Genomic DNA, 23,906 nt, shown 5'->3' with positions numbered 1-23,906 from the left:
ACGAGCTGGACGACGAGCTGGACGACGAGCTGGACGACGAGCTGGACGACGAGCTGGACGAGGACGAGCTCGAGGACGAGCTCGACGACGACTTCGACCTCTCGGGCGTCGCGCCGGCGGGTGCGTTCTACTCCGCGCCCGAGGGCTTCCGCAGCGGGTTCGCGTCGTTCGTCGGGCGCCCCAACGCCGGCAAGTCGACGCTGACCAACGCGCTGGTCGGGCAGAAGATCGTCATCACGTCCTCCAAGCCGCAGACCACCCGCAACGTGGTGCGCGGCATCGTGCACCGCGACGACGCCCAGCTGATCCTGGTCGACACGCCCGGCCTGCACCGCCCGCGCACCCTGCTCGGCGAGCGGCTCAACGACCTGGTGCGCACCACCTGGGCCGAGGTCGACGTGGTCGCGGTGTGCTTCCCGGCCAACGAGAAGATCGGCCCCGGCGACCGGTTCCTGGTCACCGAGCTCGCCAAGGTCCGCCGCACCGTGCGGATCGCGGTCGCCACCAAGACCGACCTGGTCACCCCCGAGCAGCTGGGCCAGCACCTGCTGGACATCCAGGCGCTGGGGCAGGAGACCTCGACCGAGTGGGCCGAGATCGTGCCGGTCTCGGCCGTGGCCGGCGACCAGGTCGACCTGCTCGCCGACCTGCTCGTCGGGCTCATGCCGGAGGGGCCGCCGCTCTACCCCGACGGCGACCTCACCGACGCGCCCGAGGAGGCGCTGGCGGCCGACCTGATCCGCGAGGCCGCACTCGAGGGCGTGCGCGACGAGCTGCCGCACTCCATCGCCGTCGTCGTCGAGGAGATGGGCCTGCGCGAGGGGCGTCCCGACGACAAGCCGCTGCTCGACATCGTCGCCAACCTCTACGTCGAGCGCGACTCCCAGAAGGGCATCATGATCGGCCACAAGGGCTCGCGGCTGCGCGCGGTCGGCACGGCCGCCCGCAAGCAGATCGAGGCCCTGCTCGGCACCCCGGTCTACCTCGACCTCCAGGTCAAGATCGCCAAGGACTGGCAGCGCGACCCGCGCCAGCTGCGCAAGCTCGGCTTCTGACCCGACCCCCTCAGGTTGGGGGTGTCGCCGGGCGGCGGGGCGGGGTGACGATGCAGAGGACGCGTCAACGCGTCCTTGACGTCGGGGGTGCCGGATGTCCGCTCGATCGCTCGTCGCAGGAGCGACGCTCGCGCTGTGCGCGGGGCTGCTGTCCACCGTAGCCCCGACCGCGTCGACGGCCACGGCCACGGCCGGGGCGGACCCGGGCGCGGATGCCGACGCCACCACGGCGCCGGGGTTCCGGGTCCGACCGATCGACTGGGGCCGCTGCCGCGAGGGCTACCTCCGCAAGGCCGGAGCGCGGTGCGGCATGCTCACCGTGCCGCTCGACCACGCGGCCCCGGACGGCCCCACGATCCGCCTCGCCGTCTCGCGGGTGCGGCACCGCGGTCGCACCGACAACGGCGTGATGCTCACCAACCCGGGCGGTCCGGGCGGGAGTGGGCTGTTCATGGCGACCTACGGTGCGCTCGTGCCGGACCGGGTCGGGCGCACGTACGACTGGGTCGGCATGGACCCGCGCGGCGTCGGGGCGAGCCGCCCGGCGCTGAGCTGTGACAAGCGCATCGTCACCCTCGGCACCCGCCCCGACTACTACCCCCGCACGCAAGCGGTGCTCGACGAGTGGGTCGGCATCAGCGAGCAGTACGCCGCCGACTGCGGCGCGTCCGCCGCCGCCCGGCTGCTGCCGCACCTGCGCACGACCGACACGGTGGCGGACTTCGAGGTGCTGCGCGAGGCGCTCGGCGCCGATCGGGTGAGCTTCTACGGCCAGTCCTACGGCACCTACATCGCCCAGGTCTACGCCACCCTCCACCCGGAGCGGATCGACAAGCTCGTGCTCGACGGCGTGGTCGACCCGCGCGGCATCTGGTACTCCGACCAGCTCGGCCAGCAGGTGGGGTTCGAGAAGTCGTTGAAGCGGTTCCGCCAGTGGGTCGCGCGGCGGCACGCGACGTACGGCCTCGGTCGCACCGCACGCGCCGTCGAACGCACCTACTACCGGCTGGTGCGCCGGTTCGCCCGGCACCGGGTCGACGGTGTGGCCTCGCCGGACCTGGTCGACCTGACCCTCGGGGCGGGCTACACCGTCGGGCTGTGGCCCAGCACCGCCGAGATGCTCTCCGAGCTGGCGACGAAGGGCACCGCGCGCATCGCGCGGCGGACCTACCGCTCGTGGTACCCGACCGTCGAGGGCGGCGACAACGGCTACGCCACCTACCTCGCGACGATCTGCACCGACGCGCCGTGGCCGACCGCCCTCGACGCGCTCTTCGCGGACGCGGCGCGGCTGGACCGGCACCACCCGTTCTTCTCCTGGCCGAACACCTGGTTCAACCAGCCGTGCGCCACGTGGCCGGCCCCGGCCGGCACGCCGGTCGAGATCGCGCCGGCGGACCGCGAGGCGCTGCTGGTGGGCGAGAGCCTCGACGGTGCTACGCCGATCAGCGGGGCCTACGAGGTGCGCCGCCGGTTCACCGGCGCGGTCCTCCTCGAGGGTGTCGGCGGCACCACCCACGCCGGCTCGCTCAGCGGCGTCGCGTGCGTCGACGACCGGATCGCCGCCTACCTCGCCGACGGCAGCCTGCCGCGTCGACGCGGGGGTGCCGGCCCCGACGTGCGCTGCCGCCCGGTCCCGGCGCCACCGGCGGGCGGCTAGGGCCGTCGGGCGCAGTCGCGCAGGGCCTCGACGAGGCGCGTCACGGCCGGGCGGCGCGACGTCGCCGTGCGCGACACCGCCCAGAACCGCCGGGTGGGCACAGGGCCTTCGAGCGGCACGACCCGCACCGAGTCGGGGAGGGGCGGACGGCCGATGCGGGGGAGCACCGCGACGCAGAGGCCGGCGGCGACCAGCGCGACCTGGGAGGCGTACTCCTCGACGCGGAAGTCGACCCGCGGACTCGGGGAGGCGGAGCGGAGCATGTCCAGGATCCAGCGCGTGCAGATGCTGTCGGACACGTCGGTGACCCAGACGTCGTCGACCGCGTCGGCCAGCGCCGCGCGACGCCGGTCGGCGAGACGGTGCCCGGTCGGCACGACGAGGTCCACCGGGTCGTCGGCGAGGTGTGCCGACTCCAGGCCCGCCGCGAGCGGGGTGCGGTCGTGCACCCAGTCGTGCACGACGGCGACGTCGACGCGGCCGGCCCCGACGGCCTCGAGGCCCGGGTCGGGAGCGAGCTCGGTGAGCCGCACCCGCAGCTCCGGCGCCTCGCCGGCGAGCACCCCCAGGGCCGGGGCCGCCAGTCCACGGATCGCGGACGGGAAGCACGCGACCGACAGGGTCCCGGTCAGTCCTCCGGTGAGCTCCTCGAGCCGGGCGCGCGCGTCGTCCTGCGCGGCCTCGATCGCATCGGCGGTCGCGACGAGGACGAGCGCCGCGTCGGTGAGGACGACGCCCCGGCCCACCGGCTCGAGGAGCCGGACGCCTGCCTCGCGCTGCAGCTTGGCGACCTGCTGGCTGACCGCCGACGGCGTGTAGCCGAGGTCGCGAGCCGCTGCGGCCACGGACCCGTGCCGGTGCACGGCCTGGAGGAACACCAGCCGGGAGAGGTCGACCATGCAGCAACGCTAACGGGTCGTGTCGAGAGATCGGCGCTGGTGCTTACGACACGTGGGCCGCAGGATGGCGCCATGACCGCCCTCGCGCCGCTGTCCTGGGTCCCCGAGCCCGTCCGGGACCACGTCCACCGCCTCGCCACCGACGCGTCGTCCCGCACCCCGCTCGACCAGCTCGCCGAGCTGGACCGGCTGGTGGCGCTCAACCGGCAGATCCACGACCGCGACTGCCTCAACCTCAACCCGGCCACCAACGTGATGAACCCGCGGGCGGAGGCGATGCTGGCCTCCGGGCTCGGGTCGCGCGCGTCCCTCGGGCACCCGGGCGAGAAGTACGAGACCGGGCTCGAGGCGATCGAGCAGATCGAGGTCGTGGCGGCCGAGCTCGCCGCAGAGGTGTTCGGTGCACGGTACGCCGAGGTGCGCGTGCCCTCGGGTGCGATCGCGAACCTCTACGCGTTCCTCGCCACCTGCGAGCCCGGCGACACGATCATCGCCCCGCCGGCGAGCATCGGTGGCCACGTCACCCACCACGCCGGCGGCTCGGCGGGCATGTACCGGCTGCGCTCGGTCCCGGCGCCCGTCGACCCCGGGCGGTTCACGGTCGACGTGGCTGCGCTGCGCGACCTGGCGCAGGAGGTCCGGCCGCGGATGATCACCATCGGCACGAGCATGAACCTCTACCCCCACCCCGTCGCCGCGCTGCGCGAGGTCGCCGACGAGGTGGGCGCGGTGCTGCTCTTCGACGCCGCCCACGTGTGCGGCCTCATCGCTGGCGGCGCCTGGCCGAACCCGCTCGACGAGGGTGCCCACCTGATGACCATGAGCACCTACAAGAGCCTCGGCGGCCCCGCCGGGGGTCTGGTGGTGACGAACGACGCGGGCATCGCCGAGCGGCTGGACGCCATCGCCTACCCGGGTCTGACCGCGAACTCGGACGCCGGTCGGGCCGCGGCGCTCGCGGTCACGCTGGTCGACTGGTCGGTCGCCGGCCGGGCCTACGCCGACACGATGGTCGAGGCCGCCGCCGCGCTGGCCGAGGGCCTGCTCGCGCGCGGGGTGCCGGTGCACCGGGGCGACGACGGTCCGACCCGCTCGCACCAGCTCGCGATCGACGCGGAGCAGTGGCGCGGCGGGCACGAGGCGGCGCGGCTGCTGCGTCCGGCCCGTCTGCTGGCCTCCGGGATCGGCCTGCCGACGGACTCGGCCACGCCGATGCCCGGCCTGCGGCTCGGGACGCCGGAGGCCGTGCGGCTGGGCATGACCGCCTCGGACATGGACGTCCTCGCGGCCCTGGTCGCCGACGGGCTCGCTGCCGGTGGCCGGGACCGGGAGGCCACGCTGGTCGGTGAGCGGGTCACCGAGCTCCGCTCCGGGTTCTCCGGCGTGCACTTCACGGCCGAGCCCCGAGTCGCCCCCTAGGGATCTGGGTCGGCTGTCCGACCCCCGTGCCAGTCTGGCCGCATGCCCGTGAACTTCCAGCTCACCGTCGACTGCGCTGACCCCGACCTGCTCGCCCGCTTCTGGGCCGCCGCCCTCGACTACGTCCTCGCGCCCCCGCCCGAGGGCCACGAGTCGTGGGACGCGTTCTACCGGTCGGTGGGCGTCCCGGAGGACGAGCTCGGAGGAGGACACGACCGCATCGTCGATCCCCGGGGAGAGGGACCGATGCTGTGGTTCCAGGTGGTCCCGGAGACCAAGCAGGTCAAGAACCGGTTCCACCTCGACGTCAACGCCAGCGGTGGCAGGTCCCACCAGCTCGACGTACGCCGCGAGCGCATCGACGCGGCGGTCGCCCGCCTCGTCGACCTCGGCGCGACCCGCGTCCGGACGTCGTTCGACGACGAGGCCGACCACTACGCCGTCGCGATGCTCGATCCGGAGGGCAACGAGTTCGACGTGTTCTGATCCGCGACGCTTCGACCCGGACGTGCCTGTGGCCCCGTCACCTGGCGGTGGCGGGGTGTGGGGCGGGGTCATGGTCGGCTGTCGCTGGGCTCGCCGGGCTCGTCGTGCTCGTTGGTCGAGGAGGGACGAAGTCCCGTCACGAGACCTGGTGGCCCGATCGTCACCGCGGGTGGGTCGAGGGCGGTCGTGCCGTGGTGGTCGCGGAGGTAGTGGTGGCCGTGGGGGCTGGTCCACTCGAAGACGCCGGGGCGCAGGTGCTCATAGCGCCAGGGGGTGTGGGTCTTGAGGCGGTGGTGTGACCTGCAGAGGGCGGCGAGGTTGGAGGTGGCTGTCGGTCCGGGTTGTGGTCGGTCGTCGGCTTCCGCACCGTGGTCGTAGGGGGTGATGTGGTCGATGTCGCAGGCCCGGGCGGGGCGGGTGCACCAGGGGAAGACGCAGGTGCGGTCGCGGAGGATCACCTGTTCGCGGATCCGGTCGGGGACGGGGTAGCCGGGGCTGGTGAGCTCGGCATTGAGGTCGATGACGGGACGGATGGTCACCTTGGTGCGCGAGGTCGCGCACCAGGTCTGGACCTGCTCGAGCAGCGCGAGCCGCTGACCCTTCTCGAGTCGTGCGGTGGGACCGAACACGGTCTCGACGACCTGACCGGTGTCGTCGGTGAGCAGCTGGGCGTCGAGGTGGACGTGGAGGACGACCTCGCGGGCCGCGGGGAGGGTGTCGCTCGCCGGCTCGGTGGGCTCAGGCTGGGTCGACTCGGGCTGCTCCGGCCGCTCGGGCTGCTCGGGCTGCTCGGTCGGCTCGGGCGGGGCCGGCTGGTTCTGGGACTGCTCGTGCTGTGGGGGCCGGCTGGTGGCCTGGTGGTGGAGGTCGAGGGCGGTCTGGGTGCGGGCGAGGTCGCCGAGCGCGGCGGCTCGTCGGGCGTCGAGGGGTGCGGTTGAGCCGAGGGCCTTGAACACCTCGGCGCGGTGGGCGAGGGCCTGGTCGAGGTCGAGGGCGTCGGCGAGGTCGAGCATCGCCTCCATGCGCATGAGGCCGTCGTAGTGGATGTGGCGGGAGTCGATGGTGGCGTGGCGGGCGTCGGTGGAGAGGTGGCGGTCGGCAGCGAAGTCGGCGTCGTCCTCGCCGTGGGCGGTGTCGGGTCGGGACGCCGCGTCGAGGTCGTGGCGCTTGATGGCCTCGGCCACGAGGCGGTCGAGCTGGGCGGTGCCGAGTTTCCCGGCGACGGCCGCGATCTGGGTGTCGACCCAGCCGGCGGCTTCGCGGGTGAGGGTGGGGACGGTGTGGATGGTGGTCTCGGCGACCATCCGGGCACGCCAGGCGGGGACGTGCCCGGCGTGGACGAGGGCCCAGAGGCGGGGGAGTCGGTGGCGCAGCTCCAATGCCTGGCCGATGAGCCGCTTGGCGGCGGTGCTGGAGATGCCGAGGACGGCGCCGAGCTCGGGGATGCAGAACTCGGCGACGAGGGGGCAGCCGTCGCCGGCGATGGGTTCGCTCTGCTCGGTGCCTGCGCCGCGGCTGGTGAAGGTCGCGGCGTGGTGGATCGACTCGGGTGGGTGGAGGTCGGCCCAGCGGGCGGCGAGGGCGAGCTGTCGAGCGGCTTCGGCGTGCTCGTGGCGGCGGGAGTCGCGGATCGAGACGAGCAGCGTCGAGGCGTCGAGGTCGGCCAGGTCGTCGTGTGCGACCTCTTCCTCGGGTGCTGCCAGCGTCTCGCTCATGTGTTCGATTGTATCGGCGGGCACCGACACTCGGCCACGGTCGGACGGCGATCTGTGGACAGCCCGGCGACCGGGGTGGGCGGGTCTCGTGACGGGACTTCGTCCCTCCTCGACCACCGGGGTGGCCGGGTCTCGTGACGGGACTTCGTCCCTCCTCGACCACCGGGGTGGGCGGGTCTCGTGACGGGACTTCGTCCCTCCTCGACCACCGGGGTGGGCGGGTCTCGTGACGGGACTTCGTCCCTCCTCGCCCACGGGGGGAGGGCGGGTCTCGTGACGGTCGCTGCGCGACCTCCTCGACCAGCGGCATGCCTCCTCGACCAGCGACCGGGAGCGTCAGGCTGGCGCCCAGCAGATCCCGTAGCGCCGGCCGGCGGACCACTGGTCGGCCGTCGGGCTCTCCTGCGACCAGGTGAGGTCGAGCGGGTCGCCCGCGCGGGTCCGGGCGGCGTCGCGGCAGGGCGCCTCCATCCGGTCGGCGATCACGGCCTCCTTCGGGAGCCGGGTGCCGGGGATGTCGACCGTGGCGACCGCGACCCACGAGTGCGGCGACTGGCAGGTCACGCGCCGGAAGCCCTTGCTGCCCGGGGCAGCGGTTGCGCACATCGCGGTGCCGGGCGCCTCCGACCAGCCCTTCGTCCTCCGCGGCAGGCGCAGCAGCGTGCGGGGTGCCGCGACGACCACGACGTCGCAGCGGAACCAGTCGGCACCGGCTTCGGCCCGTGCGGGGCTCGGGGTGAACCAGACGGCCTGCGCCATGCTGAGCCGCAGGTCGCGCGGGTCGCGCCCGAGGTGCCGGGGCAACCGCGTGGTGCACGCACGTCGCGCCTGTGCCTGCGCCGCCCGCGAGTCGGGGCGGCGGGTGTGGCCGGCCTTCGTGTCCAGGTCGAGGCGGCCGACGAAGAAGGTCTCGGCGGTGTGCGGCCGCCGGCACGGGACCGGGGCGGTGCGCCCGGCGACGGTGACGGCCTGCCGGAACGTCAGGGCGTGGCACTCACCGACCCGGGGTCGCGAGCCGGGGTCGGGCGCCGGCTCCTCGGCGGCGGTCGACTCCGACGAGGGGGCCGCCGCGGGCGTCTCCGCACCGGGGTCGGCGTCCCCGGAGGAGCAGCCGGTGAGCACCACGACCAGGGCGACCGCAGCAGTCAGCGCCCGCAGCAGCCCGCTCACGCCATCACCAGGGCGGCAAGCGTGCCGCCGAGCTCGTGCGCCTGCTCCCGCTCGGTGGCGCCGACGTCGCCGAGCACCTCCAGCACCGGCGCGGCCTGCCGCCACGGCAGCGCCCCGACGATCGCCTGCACCGAGCGCACCGCGCCCGCGGTGTCGTAGCGCCCGTGGACGTAGAGCCCGTACGGCGTGCGCCCGCCGGACGCCGCCGCGGCCGCCCCGTCGTCGGACAGCGAGCCGCCCACCCGGAGGAAGACGGTGTCGAGGAAGTGCTTGAGCGCGCCGCTCATGTAGCCGAAGTTGGCCGGGGTCCCGAGGAGGATCCCGTCGGCGGCCAGCACGTCGTCGGCGCCGGCCTGCAGGGCCGGGCGCACCACCACGTCGACGCCGGTGATCGCCTCGTCCGAGGCACCCCCGAGCACCGCGTCGGTGAGGGCTGCCACCGACGCGGTCGGGGAGTGGTGGACCACCAGCAACGAGGGCATGACGAGAGCCTACGAGGGGGGTAGCGTCGACCGTCGTGGGATTCGACGTGGCGGGTGAGGCCTACGACCGGTTCATGGGTCGGTACTCGCGACCGCTCGCGGCCCGGTTCGCCGACTTCCTGGGGGTCGAGGCGGGCCAGCACGCCCTCGACGTCGGCTGTGGTCCGGGTGCCCTGACCGAGCAGCTGGTCGCCCGGCTCGGAGCGACCCACGTGGCGGCGATCGACCCGTCCGAGCCGTTCGTCGCCGCCTGCCGCGACCGCTTCCCCGGCGTCGACGTGCGCAAGGGAGCCGCGGAGTCGCTGCCCTTCGACGACGGCGTCCACGACGTCGCCGCGGCGTGCCTGGTCGTGCACTTCATGAAGGACCCGGTCGGCGGGCTCGCCGAGATGGCGCGCGTGACCCGCACTGACGGGATCGTCGGGGCGACCGTGTGGGACCTCGCCGCCAACCGCGCCCCGATGCGGCCCGTCTGGGAGGCGATGGCCGAGATCGTCCCCGACCACCCGGGCGAGCGCGACTTCCCGGGCGGCTCGCGGGCGAGCCTCGTGGCGGTCCTCGAGGGCGCCGGGCTGCGCGACGTGGCGTCGGAGGAGCTGACCGTGACGGTGGCCCACCCGACGTTCGAGGAGTGGTGGGAGCCCTACCTGCACGGCGTCGGCCCGGTGGGCGACGCCCTCGCCTCGCTCGGGGACGGCGGGCGCGAGCGCCTCGAGGAGGTCCTGCGCCGCACCCTCGGGCCCGGGCCGTTCGAGCTCACCGCGACGGCCTACGCGGCCCGCGGGCTCGCCTGATCGTCCGGCCGGCGTGGTTTCGAGGCTCGCTGCGCTCGCACCTCAACCACCGAGAGGTCGCGCTCGCACCTCAACCACCGAGGGGTCGCGCTCGCACCTCAACCACCGAGTGGAGCCGCTCGTTCGTCCGCTCCCCGGACATCCGGCTGCGCGGCGCCCGGGCACGGCGTACCGTGGACTCGTCATGATGCGCAGCCTCCTCCTTCGCTGCCGCAGCGAGGCCTAGACAACCGGCCCCCTCGTTGCGGAGTGTGGCGCGCGCCGGTCGCCCGACACCGACCGATCTCCGAGGGACACCATGACCAACCTGAGCAACACCGCCAACAGCCAGGGCGCGAGCCCGATGCCGTTCGGCCGCTACACGCCGTTCGTGCCCGTCGACGTGCCCGACCGCACCTGGCCGACGAAGAAGGTCGAGAAGGCGCCGCGCTGGCTCTCCACCGACCTGCGCGACGGCAACCAGGCACTCATCGACCCGATGACCCCGGCCCGCAAGCTGACGATGTTCGAGCTGCTCGTGCAGATGGGCTACAAGGAGATCGAGGTCGGCTTCCCGAGCGCCAGCCAGACCGATTTCGACTTCGTGCGCAAGCTCGTCGAGGAGGACCGGATCCCCGACGACGTCCAGATCTCGGTGCTGACCCAGGCCCGTGAGGACCTCATCGAGCGCACCATCGACTCGCTGGTCGGTGCCCCCCGCGCCACCGTCCACCTCTACAACGCCACCGCTCCGCTCTTCCAGCGCGTGGTCTTCAACGTCACCCCCGACGAGTGCCGCAACATCGCCGTGCGCGGCACCGAGATGGTGATGAAGTACGCCGAGGAGCGCCTCGGCAGCATCGTCGGCACCCAGGACTTCGGCTACCAGTACAGCCCCGAGATCTTCACCCAGTCCGACACCGACTTCGCGCTGAGCGTCTGCGAGGCCGTGTCCGACGTGTGGCAGCCCGAGGCGGGCCGCGAGATCATCCTCAACCTGCCGGCCACGGTCGAGATGTCGACGCCGAACACCTACGCCGACCAGATCGAGTACTTCGGCCGCGGGCTCACCCGGCGCGAGCACTCGGCGATCAGCCTGCACCCGCACAACGACCGCGGCACGGCCGTCGCTGCCACCGAGCTGGCGCTGATGGCCGGCGCCGACCGCGTCGAGGGCTGCCTGTTCGGCCACGGCGAGCGCACCGGCAACGTCGACCTGGTGACCCTCGGCATGAACCTGTTCAGCCAGGGCATCGACCCGCAGGTCGACTTCAGCGACATCGACGAGGTGCGCCGCACCGTCGAGTACTGCACCGGGCTGCCAGTCCACCCGCGCCACCCGTACGCCGGCGACCTGGTCTACACGGCCTTCTCCGGGTCCCACCAGGACGCCATCAAGAAGGGCCTGGAGGACCTGGACCGCAAGGCCGCCGCGCTCGGCGTCGAGGTGGGCGAGCTGCCGTGGGAGGCGCCGTACCTCCCGATCGACCCCAAGGACGTCGGCCGCACCTACGAGGCGGTCATCCGGGTCAACAGCCAGTCCGGCAAGGGCGGCGTGGCCTACGTCCTGAAGTCCGAGCACAAGCTCGACCTGCCGCGGCGCGCCCAGATCGAGTTCAGCCGCGTCGTGCAGCACCACACCGACGCCGAGGGTGGCGAGGTCACGCCCGAGGAGATCTGGTCGATCTTCCGGTCCGAGTACCTCGACCGCGAGGTCCCGCTGAAGCTCAACTCGGTGCACACCTCCAGCGCCGCGGGCGAGAAGGACCAGCTCACGGTCGGGGTCTACGTCGACGGCGAGCGCCGCGAGCTCACCGGGCAGGGCAACGGCCCGATCGCGGCCTTCGTCGACGCCATCGCCGAGGTCGGCCACGACGTCCGCGTGCTCGACTACGCCGAGCACGCGCTCTCGGCGGGCGGCGACGCGATCGCCGCGGCCTACGTCGAGTGCGCGGTGGGGGACAAGGTCGTGTGGGGCGTCGGCCTCGACGCCAACATCGTGACCGCCTCGCTCAAGGCCGTGATCAGCGCGGTCAACCGCGCCTGACCACACTCGTACGCTGCTCAGAACCTCTTCACAGGAATCGCACAGGGAACGAGCCGAACCTGAGGGCATGACAACCCTCGACGCCGCCCGGGTCCCGCACCCGGCCCCCGTGCGGGCCACCCGGGCACACGCCGACCAGCTGGTGCGGACCGCGTCCACGGCGCTGCTCGGGGGCGCCCTCCTCCTCGTCACCACGTGGTGGGCGTCCGACGGCGGCGTCACCGCGCTCGGCGCCTGGTCCACCGCGCTCACCTCGGTGGGGCAGTGGACCGGGCTCGTCGCGTCGGTGCTGCTCCTCGTGCAGGTGCTGCTGATGGCGCGGCTGCCGCTGGTGGAGGGCTCGTGGGGCCAGGACCGGCTGGTGCACCTGCACCGCTGGGTCGGGTTCTCGTCGTTCACCCTGATGCTGGTGCACATCGTGCTCATCACCTGGGGCTACGCCGCGGGCCGGCTCCTGGAGACGCCGGGCATGTTCTGGCAGCTGGTCGTCGACAGCCCCGGCATGCTGCTCGCCGCGGCTGGCACCGTCGCGCTGGTGATGGTGGTGGTGACCAGCCTGCGGGCGGCCCGCCGCCGGCTGCGCTACGAGTCGTGGCACCTGATGCACCTCTACGCCTACCTCGGCGTCGGGCTGGCGCTCCCGCACCAGCTGTGGACCGGCGCCAGCTTCACCTCCTCGCCGGGGCGCACGCTCTTCTGGTGGTCCGCATGGGGGACCACCGCCGTCGCGGTGCTGGTGTGGCGGGTGCTGCTGCCGCTGGTCCGCACGCTGCGCCACGAGCTGGTCGTCGCGGGCGTGGTCCACGAGGCGCCGGACGTGGTCACGGTCCACCTGACCGGCCGGCACCTGCACCGGATGCGGGTCTCGCCCGGCCAGTACTTCAACTGGCGCTTCCTGGACCGCGAGGGCTGGACCCGCGCCAACCCGTACTCGATCTCGTCGGCCCCCGACGGCCGGCACCTCCGGGTCACCATCAAGCACGCCGGCGACGGCAGCAGCGCTGCCTCGCGCCTGGTCCCCGGCAGCCGGGTCGCCGTCGAGGGCCCCTACGGGCGGCTCACCCCGCGGGTCCGGACGCGCCGCAAGGTCGCGCTGATCGGCGCCGGCGTCGGCATCACCCCGCTGCGCTCGCTGGCCGAGGGTCTCGACTACGCGCCCGGCGAGGCGGTCCTGCTGCACCGCTGGACCACCGAGCCGCTGTTCGCCGGCGAGCTGGCCCACCTCGGCGCCACCCGGGGCCTGCAGGTCGTCGACCTGCCCGGCCGGCGACGTCACCCCGACTCGTGGCTCGGTGATGCCCCGCTCGCCGACGACACCACGCTGCTCCACCACTGGGTGCCCGACCTCGCCGAGCGCGACGTCTGGGTCTGCGGCCCCGGGCCGTGGGCCGACGCGGTGCGGCGCAGCTGCCTGGCGCTGGGCGTCCCCGCCCGGCGGATCCACGTCGAGAGCTTCGGGTGGTGAGCCCGATGGGACGCATCATCGCCTGGGCCTCGACCACCGTCACGATGCTGGTGCTGCTCTTCGGCTACCACACCTCCACGTCCTCCACCGTCGCCGGACAGGTCGCCGACACGGTGATCTCCTCCGGCACCGTGGCCGGCTCCGGCTCCGGCTCCGGCTCCGGCTCCGGCTCCGGGTCCGGCTCCGGCTCCGGCTCCGGGTCCGGCTCCGGGTCCGGCTCGGGGACGGCCGCGTCCGGCGGGACCTCCGGCTCCACCGGATCGGGCTCGTCCGGCTCGGCCACCCAGGTCACCGGCTCCGTGGTCCAGACGCGGTACGGCCCGGTGCAGGTGCAGCTCTCGGTCAGCGGCGGCAAGGTCGACAGCGTGTCGGTCCTCCAGTACCCCTCGGGCGACCCGCGCAGCTCCCAGATCAGCAACTACGCGCTGCCGGTGCTGGCCGACGAGACGGTCTCCGCCCAGAGCAGCTCGATCGACATGGTCAGCGGCGCCACCTTCACCAGCACCGGCTACGTCCAGTCGCTGCAGAGCGCGCTCGACCAGGCGGGGCTGTGAGCGCCGTGGCCGCAGCCCGCCCGCGCACCACCCGCCAGGTGGTGCAGGTGATGGGCATGCCGATCAGCCTGGCGCTGCGCGGCCGGCACGCCACGACGCCGGCCGGGGAGCGCGCCTGGCTCGAGGCCGTCGCGACGCTGCGCAACGTCGACCGGGTCTTCTCCACCTACCGTGCCGACTCGCACGTCAGCCGGCTCGGCCGCGGCGAGATCGGGCTGGCCGAGTGCCCTCCCGAGGTCGCGGAGGTGCTCGCCATCGGCGAGCTCGCCCGGATCCAGTCGGGCGGTGCGTTCGACGTACGCCGCCCCGGCCCCGACGGTCGCACCGTGCTCGACCCGAGCGGGGTGGTGAAGGGCTGGGCGGTCGAGCGCGCGGCCCGGGCGCTGCTCGCGCTCGACGACACCGACGTGTGCCTGTCCGCGGGCGGCGACATGGTCTGCCACGTCGCCGACCCGGACCGCGACCCGTGGCTGGTCGGGATCGAGGACCCCCACGACCCGTCCCGCGTGCTGGCCCGGGTGCCGATCCGGCACGGGGCGGTCGCCACGTCGGGCACCGCCCACCGCGGCACGCACATCGTCGACGCCCGCACCGGGGCGACCGCCGTCGGTGTCGCGCAGGTGACGGTGGTCGGCGCCGACCTCACGTGGACCGACGTCGACGCCACCGCGGCGTACGCCCTCGGCGCAGGAGCGCTGGCGTGGCTCGCGACCCGCACGGGCCGCGCCGGCCTCGTGGTGTGGGAGGACGGCCGCTGCGAGACGTTCGGACGGGCGGCCTGATCGGCGCTACATTCTCGAGCATGCTGGTGAGCGAGCGGATCGGACAGCTCTTCGTCGAGTCCGACGGCGGCCGCGACCGGCTGGAGTACACCGAGTACGGCTCCGGCGACCAGTGGGTCGTGCTGCTCCACGGCCTGCTGATGCCGCGCCGGATGCAGCAGCCGCTCGCCCGGGCGATGGCCGCGCAGGGCCTGCACGTCGTCACCCTCGACCTGCTCGGCCACGGCCGGTCGGACCAGCCGGCCGACCCGCTCGTCTACTCGATGACGTCGTTCGGCGAGCAGGTGGTGGCGCTGCTCGACCACCTCGGTGCCGAGCAGGCCGTGGTGGGCGGCACCTCGCTCGGCGCCAACGTCGCCCTCGAGGTCGCGGTGATCGCCCCGGACCGGGTGCGGGGCCTGGTCGTCGAGATGCCCGTCCTCAACAACGCGCTCGTGGCGGGGATCGTCGCGTTCGTGCCGATCATGTTCGCCGCCCGCTACGCCCCGTTCACCGCCAACGCGTTGCAGCGTGCCGCCCGGTCGGTGCCGCGCGGGCTGGTGCCGTTCTGGGCCGGGATCGCGCTCGACACCGTCGACCACCGCGCGGAGACCACCGCCGCGATGCTGCACGGCGTGATCTTCGGGCGCGTCGCGCCGTCGTCGCGCCAGCGGCGCTCGATCCAGGCGCCGACGCTGGTCGTCGGGCACCCCGTCGACCCGATCCACCCGTTCGTCGACGCCGACATGCTCGCCGCCGAGCTCCCACACGTACGCATCGAGCGCGCGACGTCCATCCTCGAGTGGCGGTTCCGGCCCGAGCGGCTCACCCGGGCCGCCACGGACTTCGCGCTCGACTGCTGGAGCGCCGGCGCCGCCCGCGCCGGTCGCAGCCGGAAACGCTGACCCGCGCAGCCCGTCACCCCGGGGTGCGTGGGGGACAATGAGCGGGTGCCCCTCTACCGCGACGAGGCGGTCGTGCTCCGGACCCACAAGCTGGGCGAGGCCGACCGGATCATCACCCTGCTCACGCGCCGCCACGGCCGCGTGCGCGCGGTGGCGAAGGGCGTGCGCCGCACCACCTCGCGCTGGGGCTCGCGGCTCGAGCCGTTCACCCACGTCGACCTCCAGCTCGCCGAGGGGCGCAGCCTCGACGTGATCACCCAGGCCGAGACTCTCGACCCGTTCCACTCCCGCCTCGGGCTCGACTACGACCGCTACACGGCCGGCACGGTGATGCTGGAGACCGCCGAGCGGCTCGTCACCGAGGACAAGGAGCCGGCCGTCCAGCAGTTCCTGCTGCTCGTCGGCGGCCTGCGCGCCATGTCGGGCGGCGAGCACCCGGCCGGCCAGGTGCTCGACTCGTACCTGCTGCGCTCGCTCGCGGTGGCCGGCTACGCGCCGTCGTTCGACCACTGCGTGCAGTGCGGCGTCGAGGGGCCCCACCGCTTCTTCAACCCGTCGGCCGGCGGCGTGATGTGCGCCGCCGACAAGCTGCCCGGCTCGGCCACCCCCGCGCCCGAGACCGTGCGCGTGCTGGGTGCGCTGCTGGTGGGCGACTGGCCGCTGGTCCACGCCGCCGACCCCCGCCACCTGCGCGAGGCCAGCGGGCTGGTCTCGGCGTACCTCGCCTGGCACCTTGAGCGCGGCCTGCGCTCGATGGCCTACGTCGAGCGCTGAGCCGTGCACGTCGCGTTCTTCCGCAACGTCAACCTCGGCCAGCCGCGCAGCCCGTCCCGCGTCCAGCTCGTCGAGGCCTTCACGGCCGAGGGCGCGCGCGAGGTGCTGAGCCACCAGTCCAACGGCACGGTCGCCTTCTCCTGCGACGGTGACCCGCAGGCGCTCGCCGACGCGGTCGCGGCCAGTCTCGGCCCGCCGTGCGGCTACGCCGACGTCGCTCTGGTCCGCCCGCTCGACTGGCTGCGCGACCTCGGCCTCCACGACCTGCCCGACGGGTGCGAGCTGACCGTCTTCGACGGTCCCGACGTCTTCCCCGAGCTGATCCCGTGGTCGCCCGACCCCCGCGTCACCGTGCTCCGGGCCGACGAACGGCACGCGGTCGTGCACAACCACGAGGAGCGCCGCAGCTACGGCACCCGCGTGGTCGAGCAGCGGCTGGGCGTCCCTGCCACCTCGCGCGGCGCGGGGACCGTCCTGCGGCTGCTGGCGCGTCTGGACGGGACCTGACCCGTGGCGCGTCACCTCTGCGCGCCCGGAACCACGGGTGGTGACACGGATGGTGCCGGGTCCTGCCACCGATGGGACTGCGTCCTGACATGGGGTGTGTCAGGACGCGGAGATCAAGGCCGCGGAAGGCGGCACGGACCGTGTCACATCAGCGCCGGACAACGGTCCTAGGCTGCTCCCGTGAAGCGTGAGGTGAACGCCCCGACCCCGCACCCGAGCGGTGCGACGCCGCCGGCCGTGCCGCGCGACCTCGTGCCGAAGCACGTCGCGATCGTCATGGACGGCAACGGCCGGTGGGCCAAGGAGCGCGGACTGCCGCGCACCAAGGGCCACGAGGAGGGTGAGAGCAGCCTCTTCGACGTGGTCGAAGGCGCCATCGAGATCGGCGTGAAGGCGGTGTCGGCCTACGCCTTCTCCACCGAGAACTGGACCCGCAGCCCCGACGAGGTGCGCTTCCTGATGGGGTTCAACCGCGACGTCATCCGCCGCCGCCGCGACGAGATGCACGCCCTCGGCGTCCGGGTCCGCTGGGCCGGCCGCGCGCCGCGGCTGTGGAAGTCGGTCATCAAGGAGCTCCAGGTGGCCGAGGAGATGACGCGCGACAACGACGTCCTCACCCTCACCATGTGCGTCAACTACGGCGGCCGCGCCGAGCTCGCCGACGCGGCGCGGTCGATCGCCCGCGAGGTGGCCGCCGGCCGGCTCAACCCGGACAAGGTCGACGAGAAGACGTTCGCCCGCTACCTCTACGTCCCCGAGCTCGCCGACGCCGACATGGTCTGGCGCACGTCGGGGGAGCAGCGCCTGTCCAACTTCATGCTGTGGCAGGCCGCCTACAGCGAGATGGTCTTCACCGACGTGCTGTGGCCCGACGTCGACCGCCGCCACCTGTGGGCCGCGATCGAGACCTACGCCCGCCGGGACCGCCGCTACGGCGGCGCGCTGCCCAACGCGTAGCCCTCCGTCAGCGCCTCAGGCGCACCGGGGACACGTCCCGAACAGCTCCAGGGTGTGGCTGATGTCGGCGAAGCCGTGCTCCGCGGCGATCGCGTCGGCCCAGCGCTCGACGGCGGGTCCCTCGACCTCGACCGTCGCACCGCAGGTCCGGCACACGAGGTGGTGGTGGTGCGTGCCGGAACAGCTGCGCCAGACCGCCTCGCCGTCCTCGGTGCGCAGCATGTCGACGTCGCCGGCCTCCGCGAGCGCGGACAGGGTCCGGTAGACCGTCGCCAGCCCGACCGACTCGCCGCGCTGAGCGATCAGGTCGTGGATCTCCTGGGCGCTGCGGAAGTCGTCGAAGGCGTCGAGCGCCGCCGCGACCGCTCGCCGCTGCCGGGTCGGACGTACGCCGGGGCGTGCCGGGTCCTGCTCAGTGCTCGTCATAGTGCTCCCCGTGCACGGCGTGGCGGTGGCCGTCGTGCACGTAGTCGACGTGGTCGCCGTGCGGGACGGCCGGGTGGCCGCAGTCGTCGCCGTGCGCGTGCGGGTGCTCGGTGGAGCGGTGCGGCGTGGCGGCCACCTCCGGGAACGGCGCCATCAGCCGGCTGCGCCGGCGCAGCCACGCGCCCAGCGGCCAGGTCGCGGTGAACATCGCCAGTGCGAGCAGCACGATCGTCGGGCCGGGCGCCACCGACGCACGGAAGGACAGGGCGGCGCTGAGCAGCAGCCCGCCCGCCGATGCCAGGCAGCCGACCAGCATCGCGCCGAGCAGGGTGGTCCGGAACGAGCGCGCGAGCTGCTGCGACGTCGCGACCGGGACCACCATCAGCGCCGAGACCAGCAGCAGGCCGACCGTACGCATCGCCACCGTGATGCTGACGGCTGCCAGCACCGCGATCAGCAGGTTGTAGCCCCGGACCCTGAGGCCCGCGACCCGGGCGAAGTCCTGATCGCTCGCGACCGCGAACAGCTGCGGCGACAGCCCGAGCGTCGCCACCAGCACCACCACGGTCAGGGCAGCGGTGACCCACACGTCCTGGCCCGAGATGCTGGTGAGTGAACCGAACAGGTAGGCCTGGAGCGTGGCAGCGCCCTGTCCGGCGATGCCGGTGATCAGCACGCCACCGGCGAGTCCGCCGTAGAAGAGCAGCGCGAGCGCGACGTCGCCGTTGGTGTGGCCGCGCTCGCGGATCAGCTCGATGAGCACCGCGCCGAGCACCGCGACGACCACCGCCGTCCAGGTGGGGGAGGCGCCGGTGAGCAGGCCGAGCGCCACGCCGGTCACCGCGACGTGGCCGATGCCGTCGCCGAGCAGGGCGAGCCGGCGCTGGACGATGAAGGTGCCGATCGCGGGGGCGGCCAGCCCGGTCAGCAGCGCGGCGACGAGCGCACGCTGCATGAAGTCGAGGGCGAGGAGGTCGAGGAGGGTCACCGCGCGCGGCCTTCCCAGTCGAACGGAGAGGCGACGTGCGGGGCGTGGTCGTGCCCGCCCGGCACCTCGTCGTGGTCGTGGTCGTGGTGGGTGTGCGAGGCGACCTCCTGGGTCAGCGGCGGTCCGTCGTAGGCCACCCGGCCGTCGCGCATCACGACCGTGCGGTCGATCAGCGGCATCATCGGGCCGATCTCGTGGGCCACCAGCAGGATCGTCGCGCCGCCCGCCTTGAGCCGCGCGAGCGCGTCGGCCAGCGCCTGCTGGTTGGGGAGGTCGACGCCGGCCGTCGGCTCGTCGAGGACGAGCAGGTCGGGCTCGCCGGCGAGGGCCCGGGCGATGAGCACGCGCTGCTGCTGCCCGCCGGAGAGCTGCGAGACGCCGTGGGACGCCCGGTCCGCGAGCCCCACGACCTCCAGCGCCGACTCCACCGCGCGGCGGTCGGCCGCCCGGGTCGGGGCGAGCAGCCGACGTCGGCCCACCCGGCCGGACGCCACGACCTCGCGCACCGTCGCCGGGACGCCCCCGGTCGCGGTGGAGCGCTGCGGGACGAAGCCGACCCGGTGCCAGGCGGAGAACTCGTCCTGCGGCGTGCCGAAGAGCCGCACCGTGCCGCGCGCGACCGGCAGCAGTCCGGTGACCGCTCGTACGAGCGTCGACTTGCCGGAGCCGTTCGGCCCGAGCAGCGTGACGGTGTCACCGGCGCGGACCGTGAGGTCGACATCGCGCAGGATCGGGCGGCCGCCGATGGCGACCGACACCCCGTCGAGCTCGACGGGGTGCGCGGGGGAGGAGGGGGCGGAGGTCACGAGCAGCCGTTGGCCTGCTGGAGGGCGGTGAGGTTCTCGCGCATGAGGGAAAGGTAGTCCTCCTGCGAGGTCTCCTCGGAGAGCCCCTCGATCGGGTCGAGGACCGCCGTGGTCACCCCGAGGTCGTCGGCCAGCGTCTCGGCCATCTTCGGGCTCACCAGGCGCTCGGAGAACACCGTCGTCACGCCGTCGCGCCGGATCAGGTCCTGCAGGCGGGCCAGGTCCGCCGCCGTGGCCTCGGCGTCGGGGGACAGGCCGGCGATCGGCTCGAAGTCCAGGCCGTAGCGTCCGAGGTAGGAGAACGCGTCGTGGCTGACGACCGTCGTGGTGCGCTCGCACGACGCGAGCCCGTCGGTGTAGTCCTGGTCGAGCTGCTCGAGGTCGGTGCGCACGGAGGCGGCGTTGGCGGCATACGTGTCGGCGTTGTCGGGGTCGAGGTCGGAGAGCTCGTCGGCGACCGCGTCGGCCAGGTCGGCGACCTTCAGCGGGTCGAGCCAGAAGTGCGGGTCGACGTCGCCGTGGTCGTGGTCGTGGCCCTCCTCCTCGGCGTGCTCCGCGTGCTCCTCCGCGGTCTCGTCGGCGTGCTCGTCGGCGTGCTCGTCGGCGGGCAGCAGGTCGACGACGGACGCGGCGTCGAGCACCGGGGCGTCGAGGTCGGCCGCGGTGCTGTCGACGGCGGGCTGGAAGCCCTCCTCGAGGACGACCAGGTCGGCCCGGTCGAGCGACGCCGTCTGGGCGATGTCGAGCTCGAGGTCGTGCGGCTCCTTGCCCGGCTGGGTGAGGTTCTCGACCGTCCAGCCGTCACCCGCCACCCGCTCCGTCACCCACGCCAGCGGGTAGAAGGACGCGACGGCCCGGCGACCATCTCCGGACTGCTCGCCCCCCAGCTGACCGCACCCGGCAAGGAGGGCGGACGCGGTCAGGACGCTGGCGACGGGGAGGAGGCGGGTGGCGAGTGACATGAGAACGATTCTCATGGCGATTGAGAACCATTGTCAAACTGACGACGGCCCTAGGCTGGACCCGTGCTCGTCGTCACCCGCCTCCGTACGCCCGACGCCGGCCCGGCCGCGGAGGCAGACCTCCGCGCCGGCCTGCTGCACGCCCTCGCGATCCTCGCCGCGAAGCCCGGCTACGTCGGGGGAGAGGTCGGACGCAACGTCGACGACCCCGCGCTGTGGGTGATCTCCACCCGCTGGGAGAACGTCGGGTCCTACCGGCGCGCGCTGGGGTCCTACGAGGGCAAGCTGCACATCCAGCCGCTGATGGTCCACGCCGTCGACGAGCCCAGCGCCTACGAGGTCGTCGAGGAGGGGACCGACCTGAACCAGGCGCAGCCCCGCTCGATAGGGTGACCGCTCCCGTTCCGCGCTCCTGAAGGACACCCACCGTGGCCAAGCCCGCCCCGACCGCACTGGACAACGTCGTCTCCCTCGCCAAGCGCCGAGGTTTCGTCTACCCCTGCGGCGAGATCTACGGCGGCACCAAGTCCGCGTGGGACTACGGCCCGCTCGGCGTGGAGCTCAAGGAGAACATCAAGCGCCAGTGGTGGAAGTTCATGGTCACCCGGCGCGACGACGTCGTCGGCCTCGACTCCAGCGTCATCCTCCCGACCCGCACGTGGGAGGCCAGCGGCCACCTCAGCACGTTCAGCGACCCGCTGACCGAGTGCCAGTCGTGCCACAAGCGCTTCCGCGAGGACCACCTCCAGGAGGACTACGCGGCCAAGAAGGGCATCGACGACCCCGACACCGTCGACATCAACGAGTCGGTCGCCTGCCCCAACTGCGGCACCCGCAACGCGTGGACCGAGCCGCGCAACTTCAACATGATGCTCAAGACCTACCTCGGCGTGATCGAGGACGAGTCCGGCCTGCACTACCTGCGGCCCGAGACCGCCCAGGGCATCTTCCTCAACTTCGCCAACGTGGTGACCTCCAGCCGCCAGAAGCCGCCCTTCGGCATCGCCCAGATGGGCAAGAGCTTCCGCAACGAGATCACCCCCGGCAACTTCATCTTCCGCACCCGCGAGTTCGAGCAGATGGAGATGGAGTTCTTCGTCAAGCCGGGCGAGGACGACGAGTGGTTCCGCTACTGGATCGAGGAGCGCACCCGCTGGTACGTCGACCTCGGCATCAACCCCGACAACCTGCGCCACTACGAGCACCCGACCGAGAAGCTCTCGCACTACTCCAAGGGCACCACCGACATCGAGTACCGCTTCGGCTTCTCGGGCCGTGACTTCGAGGAGCTCGAGGGCATCGCGAACCGCACCGACTTCGACCTCAAGCAGCACAGCGAGTTCTCCGGCAAGGACCTGTCCTACTACGACCAGGCCAACGACGAGCGCTACCTGCCCTACGTCATCGAGCCGGCCGCCGGTCTCACCCGCTCGCTGATGGCGTTCCTCATCGACGCCTACACCGAGGACGAGGCCCCCAACACCAAGGGCGGCGTCGACAAGCGCGTCGTGCTCAAGCTCGACCCGCGCCTGTCGCCGGTCAAGGTGGCGGTGCTCCCGCTGAGCCGCAACGCCGACCTCTCGCCCAAGGCCAAGGCCCTCGCCGCCGAGCTGCGCGAGAACTGGAACGTCGAGTTCGACGACTCCGGCGCCATCGGCCGTCGCTACCGCCGCCAGGACGAGATCGGCACCCCGTTCTGCGTGACGGTCGACTTCGAGACCCTCGACGACGACGCCGTCACCGTGCGCGAGCGCGACACCATGAGCCAGGAGCGCGTCGGCCTCGACGGCATCTCCCGCTACTTCGCGGACAAGCTCCTCGGCTGCTGAGCGGCCGCCAGACCCCGCTGGTCGAGGAGGTCGCCCGACCCCGCTGGTCGAGGAGGTCGCGCAGCGACCGTCACGAGACCCCTGTGGCACAGTGGGTCGTCGACCACACCGTGCCATCGGGGGATGCCATGCGCCGCACGCTCGTCAGCCTCGCCGGTCTGCTCGCGCTGACCGCGTCCGCCGCGGGCCCCGCGGCGTACGCGGTGCCCGACCGTGACGCCACGGCCACCGAGGTCCCGGTCCGCACGCTGCACCCGCTCGCGCTGAGGCGCGGGCCGGACGCGGCGCTCGACCACCTCCAGGACGGGGTGATCCACACCGCGAGCGGTCGGACGGTGCGCGTGCGGGTCCCGTACGGCGCCGGCCAGGTCGCCCTGCTCGGGCGCAGCGGCAACGCGTGGCTCGTCGCGTGGGGCACCGGTCGCAGCAGCTCCGGCTACCACTTCCGCGTCTCGCGGATCCGGGCCGGGCACGCCCCGGTCGAGGTGCCTCGCCAGCGCGAGGTCTCCTTCGGCGAGGACTTCCACGGCTGGCGGCTCGACCGGAACGGCTCCCGGCTGGTCAGCACGACCTACGACCGCGGCGGCACGACCACCCGCGTCCGCGACGTCCGCACCGGCGCGCGGCTCGACGACGCCTACACCGGCGCCTTCTACACGCCCTTCGACGTCGCCGACGGCCACGTCGCGACGTTCGCGGAGAACGAGCGGGGCGGCCTGCGCGTCGTCGACTGGGAGGTCGGCGTGGGGATGACCACGCTCGCGAAGCGGGCCGTGCACGTCGACCTGCGGCGCGACGTCGCCTACGTCCGGGTAGGTGGCCGCGACTTCGGGCCGACCTCGGTCAGCGCTCCCGGCACCCCGGCCTGGGGGGCGCCCTTCGCGCCGCTCGACCTGTCGCCCGACGGCTCGCTCGCCGTGGGTCTGGGCGTCCCGCGCTCGGGCTTCGACGACCGCGGGGTGCTCGAGGTCCGCGACACCGCCGACGGGACCCTCCTCGACGCCGTCTCGCTCGGCGACCACATCACGATGGCCAACTGGTCGATCACCACCGCGCACGAGCAGACGATCCGCTGGGAGGACGACACCCACTTCGTCGTGCAGCTCGGCGTGCGTGGCGGCGAGGTGCTGGTCCGCTGCCGGGTGGCCGGTCGCTGCGAGCGCGCCTCCGACGTGGGGAGCGACGTCACCACCCCCTACGAGTCGTTCATGTGGCCACGCTGAGCGCAGGCGAGGCTGATTTGGGCAGGTCGCGCCCCGGCTCGAC

At 73.3% G+C, this 23,906-nt stretch carries 24 protein-coding genes; 16 read left to right on the top strand and 8 right to left on the bottom strand.

The features are described 5' to 3' along the window. The first annotated feature begins 17 nt into the window (after nucleotides 1–17). Together era and KDN32_RS12905 are read left to right on the top strand one after the other, a co-directional pair. A complete protein-coding gene (gene era / locus KDN32_RS12910) occupies nucleotides 18–1,055 on the top strand; it encodes a GTPase Era (protein WP_372446550.1) in 1,038 nt (345 codons plus the stop codon). A 94-nt stretch (nucleotides 1,056–1,149) separates the two neighbouring features. Next, nucleotides 1,150–2,715: an alpha/beta hydrolase gene (locus tag KDN32_RS12905; protein WP_211732666.1), complete on the top strand. Its 1,566-nt coding sequence runs from the start codon at nucleotides 1,150–1,152 to the stop codon at nucleotides 2,713–2,715. Here the strand turns inward: KDN32_RS12905 and KDN32_RS12900 are convergent. After that, nucleotides 2,712–3,614 (bottom strand): LysR substrate-binding domain-containing protein, encoded by a 903-nt coding sequence (locus KDN32_RS12900; RefSeq protein WP_211732665.1) that lies wholly within the window; start codon nucleotides 3,612–3,614, stop codon nucleotides 2,712–2,714. The genes KDN32_RS12905 and KDN32_RS12900 overlap by 4 nt on opposite strands. A 72-nt stretch (nucleotides 3,615–3,686) precedes the next feature. Between KDN32_RS12900 and glyA the strand changes: the two genes are divergently transcribed. Then, nucleotides 3,687–5,033 carry a serine hydroxymethyltransferase gene (gene glyA / locus KDN32_RS12895; RefSeq protein WP_211732664.1) on the top strand — a complete coding sequence of 449 codons (1,347 nt, stop codon included), beginning with the start codon at nucleotides 3,687–3,689 and terminating at the stop codon, nucleotides 5,031–5,033. A 42-nt stretch (nucleotides 5,034–5,075) separates the two neighbouring features. Next, nucleotides 5,076–5,519 (top strand): VOC family protein, encoded by a 444-nt coding sequence (locus tag KDN32_RS12890; protein ID WP_211732663.1) that lies wholly within the window; start codon nucleotides 5,076–5,078, stop codon nucleotides 5,517–5,519. Nucleotides 5,520–5,587: 68 nt separating this feature from the next. On the opposite strand, the gene KDN32_RS22920 is transcribed toward KDN32_RS12890, so the two are convergent. From KDN32_RS22920 to KDN32_RS12875, 3 genes are all read right to left on the bottom strand, one after another. Further along, nucleotides 5,588–7,234 carry a DUF222 domain-containing protein gene (locus KDN32_RS22920; RefSeq protein ID WP_211732662.1) on the bottom strand — a complete coding sequence of 549 codons (1,647 nt, stop codon included), beginning with the start codon at nucleotides 7,232–7,234 and terminating at the stop codon, nucleotides 5,588–5,590. Nucleotides 7,235–7,570: 336 nt separating this feature from the next. Further along, nucleotides 7,571–8,404 carry a septum formation family protein gene (locus tag KDN32_RS12880; RefSeq protein ID WP_211732661.1) on the bottom strand — a complete coding sequence of 278 codons (834 nt, stop codon included), beginning with the start codon at nucleotides 8,402–8,404 and terminating at the stop codon, nucleotides 7,571–7,573. After that, nucleotides 8,401–8,886, bottom strand: coding sequence for a flavodoxin family protein (locus tag KDN32_RS12875; RefSeq protein WP_211732660.1), 486 nt, complete (start codon nucleotides 8,884–8,886; stop codon nucleotides 8,401–8,403). Before KDN32_RS12875 ends, KDN32_RS12880 begins: the two co-directional genes overlap by 4 nt. 35 nt (nucleotides 8,887–8,921) lie before the next feature. Between KDN32_RS12875 and KDN32_RS12870 the strand changes: the two genes are divergently transcribed. The 9 genes from KDN32_RS12870 (at nucleotide 8,922) to KDN32_RS12830 (ending at nucleotide 17,629) form a co-directional block, all read left to right on the top strand. Continuing rightward, a complete protein-coding gene (locus KDN32_RS12870; protein ID WP_211732659.1) occupies nucleotides 8,922–9,680 on the top strand; it encodes a class I SAM-dependent methyltransferase in 759 nt (252 codons plus the stop codon). Nucleotides 9,681–9,978: 298 nt separating this feature from the next. Beyond that, nucleotides 9,979–11,706, top strand: coding sequence for a 2-isopropylmalate synthase (gene leuA / locus KDN32_RS12865; RefSeq protein WP_211732658.1), 1,728 nt, complete (start codon nucleotides 9,979–9,981; stop codon nucleotides 11,704–11,706). A 67-nt stretch (nucleotides 11,707–11,773) separates the two neighbouring features. Then, nucleotides 11,774–13,171: a ferredoxin reductase family protein gene (locus KDN32_RS12860; protein WP_211732657.1), complete on the top strand. Its 1,398-nt coding sequence runs from the start codon at nucleotides 11,774–11,776 to the stop codon at nucleotides 13,169–13,171. Between the two features lie 5 nt (nucleotides 13,172–13,176). After that, complete coding sequence (locus KDN32_RS12855; RefSeq protein WP_211732656.1) at nucleotides 13,177–13,725, top strand: FMN-binding protein; 549 nt, start codon at nucleotides 13,177–13,179, stop codon at nucleotides 13,723–13,725. Then, nucleotides 13,722–14,507: an FAD:protein FMN transferase gene (locus KDN32_RS12850; protein WP_307854062.1), complete on the top strand. Its 786-nt coding sequence runs from the start codon at nucleotides 13,722–13,724 to the stop codon at nucleotides 14,505–14,507. The genes KDN32_RS12855 and KDN32_RS12850 overlap by 4 nt, the downstream gene beginning before the upstream one ends. 20 nt (nucleotides 14,508–14,527) lie before the next feature. Next, nucleotides 14,528–15,391: an alpha/beta fold hydrolase gene (locus tag KDN32_RS12845; protein WP_211732655.1), complete on the top strand. Its 864-nt coding sequence runs from the start codon at nucleotides 14,528–14,530 to the stop codon at nucleotides 15,389–15,391. 45 nt (nucleotides 15,392–15,436) lie between these two features. Next, nucleotides 15,437–16,165: a DNA repair protein RecO gene (recO, locus tag KDN32_RS12840; protein WP_211732654.1), complete on the top strand. Its 729-nt coding sequence runs from the start codon at nucleotides 15,437–15,439 to the stop codon at nucleotides 16,163–16,165. 3 nt (nucleotides 16,166–16,168) lie between these two features. Then, the gene (locus tag KDN32_RS12835) at nucleotides 16,169–16,672 is read left to right on the top strand and encodes a DUF1697 domain-containing protein (protein WP_211732653.1); all 504 of its coding nucleotides are present in this window, start codon (nucleotides 16,169–16,171) and stop codon (nucleotides 16,670–16,672) included. Nucleotides 16,673–16,852: 180 nt separating this feature from the next. Beyond that, on the top strand, nucleotides 16,853–17,629 hold the full coding sequence (locus KDN32_RS12830; protein ID WP_307854061.1) for an isoprenyl transferase: 777 nt from the start codon (nucleotides 16,853–16,855) through the stop codon (nucleotides 17,627–17,629). A gap of 15 nt (nucleotides 17,630–17,644) precedes the next feature. Here the strand turns inward: KDN32_RS12830 and KDN32_RS12825 are convergent, their stop codons facing one another. From KDN32_RS12825 to KDN32_RS12810, 4 genes are read right to left on the bottom strand one after another with little or no spacing between them, the layout of a single operon-like run. Beyond that, on the bottom strand, nucleotides 17,645–18,055 hold the full coding sequence (locus KDN32_RS12825) for a Fur family transcriptional regulator (protein WP_211732652.1): 411 nt from the start codon (nucleotides 18,053–18,055) through the stop codon (nucleotides 17,645–17,647). Beyond that, nucleotides 18,042–19,043 (bottom strand): metal ABC transporter permease, encoded by a 1,002-nt coding sequence (locus tag KDN32_RS12820; protein ID WP_307854060.1) that lies wholly within the window; start codon nucleotides 19,041–19,043, stop codon nucleotides 18,042–18,044. Before KDN32_RS12820 ends, KDN32_RS12825 begins: the two co-directional genes overlap by 14 nt. After that, the gene (locus KDN32_RS12815; protein ID WP_211732651.1) at nucleotides 19,040–19,849 is read right to left on the bottom strand and encodes a metal ABC transporter ATP-binding protein; all 810 of its coding nucleotides are present in this window, start codon (nucleotides 19,847–19,849) and stop codon (nucleotides 19,040–19,042) included. The genes KDN32_RS12820 and KDN32_RS12815 overlap by 4 nt, the downstream gene beginning before the upstream one ends. Beyond that, the gene (locus tag KDN32_RS12810) at nucleotides 19,846–20,811 is read right to left on the bottom strand and encodes a metal ABC transporter substrate-binding protein (protein WP_211732650.1); all 966 of its coding nucleotides are present in this window, start codon (nucleotides 20,809–20,811) and stop codon (nucleotides 19,846–19,848) included. Before KDN32_RS12810 ends, KDN32_RS12815 begins: the two co-directional genes overlap by 4 nt. A gap of 63 nt (nucleotides 20,812–20,874) precedes the next feature. Here KDN32_RS12810 and KDN32_RS12805 point away from each other — a divergent pair, with 63 nt between their 5' ends. The 3 genes from KDN32_RS12805 (at nucleotide 20,875) to KDN32_RS12795 (ending at nucleotide 23,863) form a co-directional block, all read left to right on the top strand. Beyond that, nucleotides 20,875–21,204, top strand: a complete 330-nt coding sequence (locus KDN32_RS12805) for an antibiotic biosynthesis monooxygenase family protein (RefSeq protein WP_307854059.1) — start codon at nucleotides 20,875–20,877, stop codon at nucleotides 21,202–21,204. Between the two features lie 35 nt (nucleotides 21,205–21,239). Continuing rightward, complete coding sequence (locus KDN32_RS12800; RefSeq protein WP_211732649.1) at nucleotides 21,240–22,640, top strand: glycine--tRNA ligase; 1,401 nt, start codon at nucleotides 21,240–21,242, stop codon at nucleotides 22,638–22,640. A gap of 128 nt (nucleotides 22,641–22,768) precedes the next feature. Beyond that, nucleotides 22,769–23,863, top strand: a complete 1,095-nt coding sequence (locus tag KDN32_RS12795; protein WP_211732648.1) for a hypothetical protein — start codon at nucleotides 22,769–22,771, stop codon at nucleotides 23,861–23,863. Nucleotides 23,864–23,906: the final 43 nt, after the last annotated feature.

It is taken from the genome of Nocardioides palaemonis (assembly GCF_018275325.1).
Taxonomy (GTDB): domain Bacteria; phylum Actinomycetota; class Actinomycetes; order Propionibacteriales; family Nocardioidaceae; genus Nocardioides; species Nocardioides palaemonis.
Note: the sequence above shows the minus strand (reverse complement) of the source record. Positions and strands in the feature narration are given on the sequence as shown.

Coding starts and splice junctions, on each gene's coding strand:
- KDN32_RS12905 (WP_211732666.1), top strand. CDS start 1,150: ATGTCCGCTCGATCGCTCGTCGCAGGAGCGACGCTCGCGCTGTGCGCG.
- KDN32_RS12900 (WP_211732665.1), bottom strand. CDS start 3,614: ATGGTCGACCTCTCCCGGCTGGTGTTCCTCCAGGCCGTGCACCGGCAC.
- glyA (WP_211732664.1), top strand. CDS start 3,687: ATGACCGCCCTCGCGCCGCTGTCCTGGGTCCCCGAGCCCGTCCGGGAC.
- KDN32_RS12890 (WP_211732663.1), top strand. CDS start 5,076: ATGCCCGTGAACTTCCAGCTCACCGTCGACTGCGCTGACCCCGACCTG.
- KDN32_RS22920 (WP_211732662.1), bottom strand. CDS start 7,234: ATGAGCGAGACGCTGGCAGCACCCGAGGAAGAGGTCGCACACGACGAC.
- KDN32_RS12875 (WP_211732660.1), bottom strand. CDS start 8,886: ATGCCCTCGTTGCTGGTGGTCCACCACTCCCCGACCGCGTCGGTGGCA.
- leuA (WP_211732658.1), top strand. CDS start 9,979: ATGACCAACCTGAGCAACACCGCCAACAGCCAGGGCGCGAGCCCGATG.
- KDN32_RS12860 (WP_211732657.1), top strand. CDS start 11,774: ATGACAACCCTCGACGCCGCCCGGGTCCCGCACCCGGCCCCCGTGCGG.
- KDN32_RS12855 (WP_211732656.1), top strand. CDS start 13,177: ATGGGACGCATCATCGCCTGGGCCTCGACCACCGTCACGATGCTGGTG.
- KDN32_RS12845 (WP_211732655.1), top strand. CDS start 14,528: ATGCTGGTGAGCGAGCGGATCGGACAGCTCTTCGTCGAGTCCGACGGC.
- KDN32_RS12825 (WP_211732652.1), bottom strand. CDS start 18,055: ATGACGAGCACTGAGCAGGACCCGGCACGCCCCGGCGTACGTCCGACC.
- KDN32_RS12810 (WP_211732650.1), bottom strand. CDS start 20,811: ATGTCACTCGCCACCCGCCTCCTCCCCGTCGCCAGCGTCCTGACCGCG.
- KDN32_RS12795 (WP_211732648.1), top strand. CDS start 22,769: ATGCGCCGCACGCTCGTCAGCCTCGCCGGTCTGCTCGCGCTGACCGCG.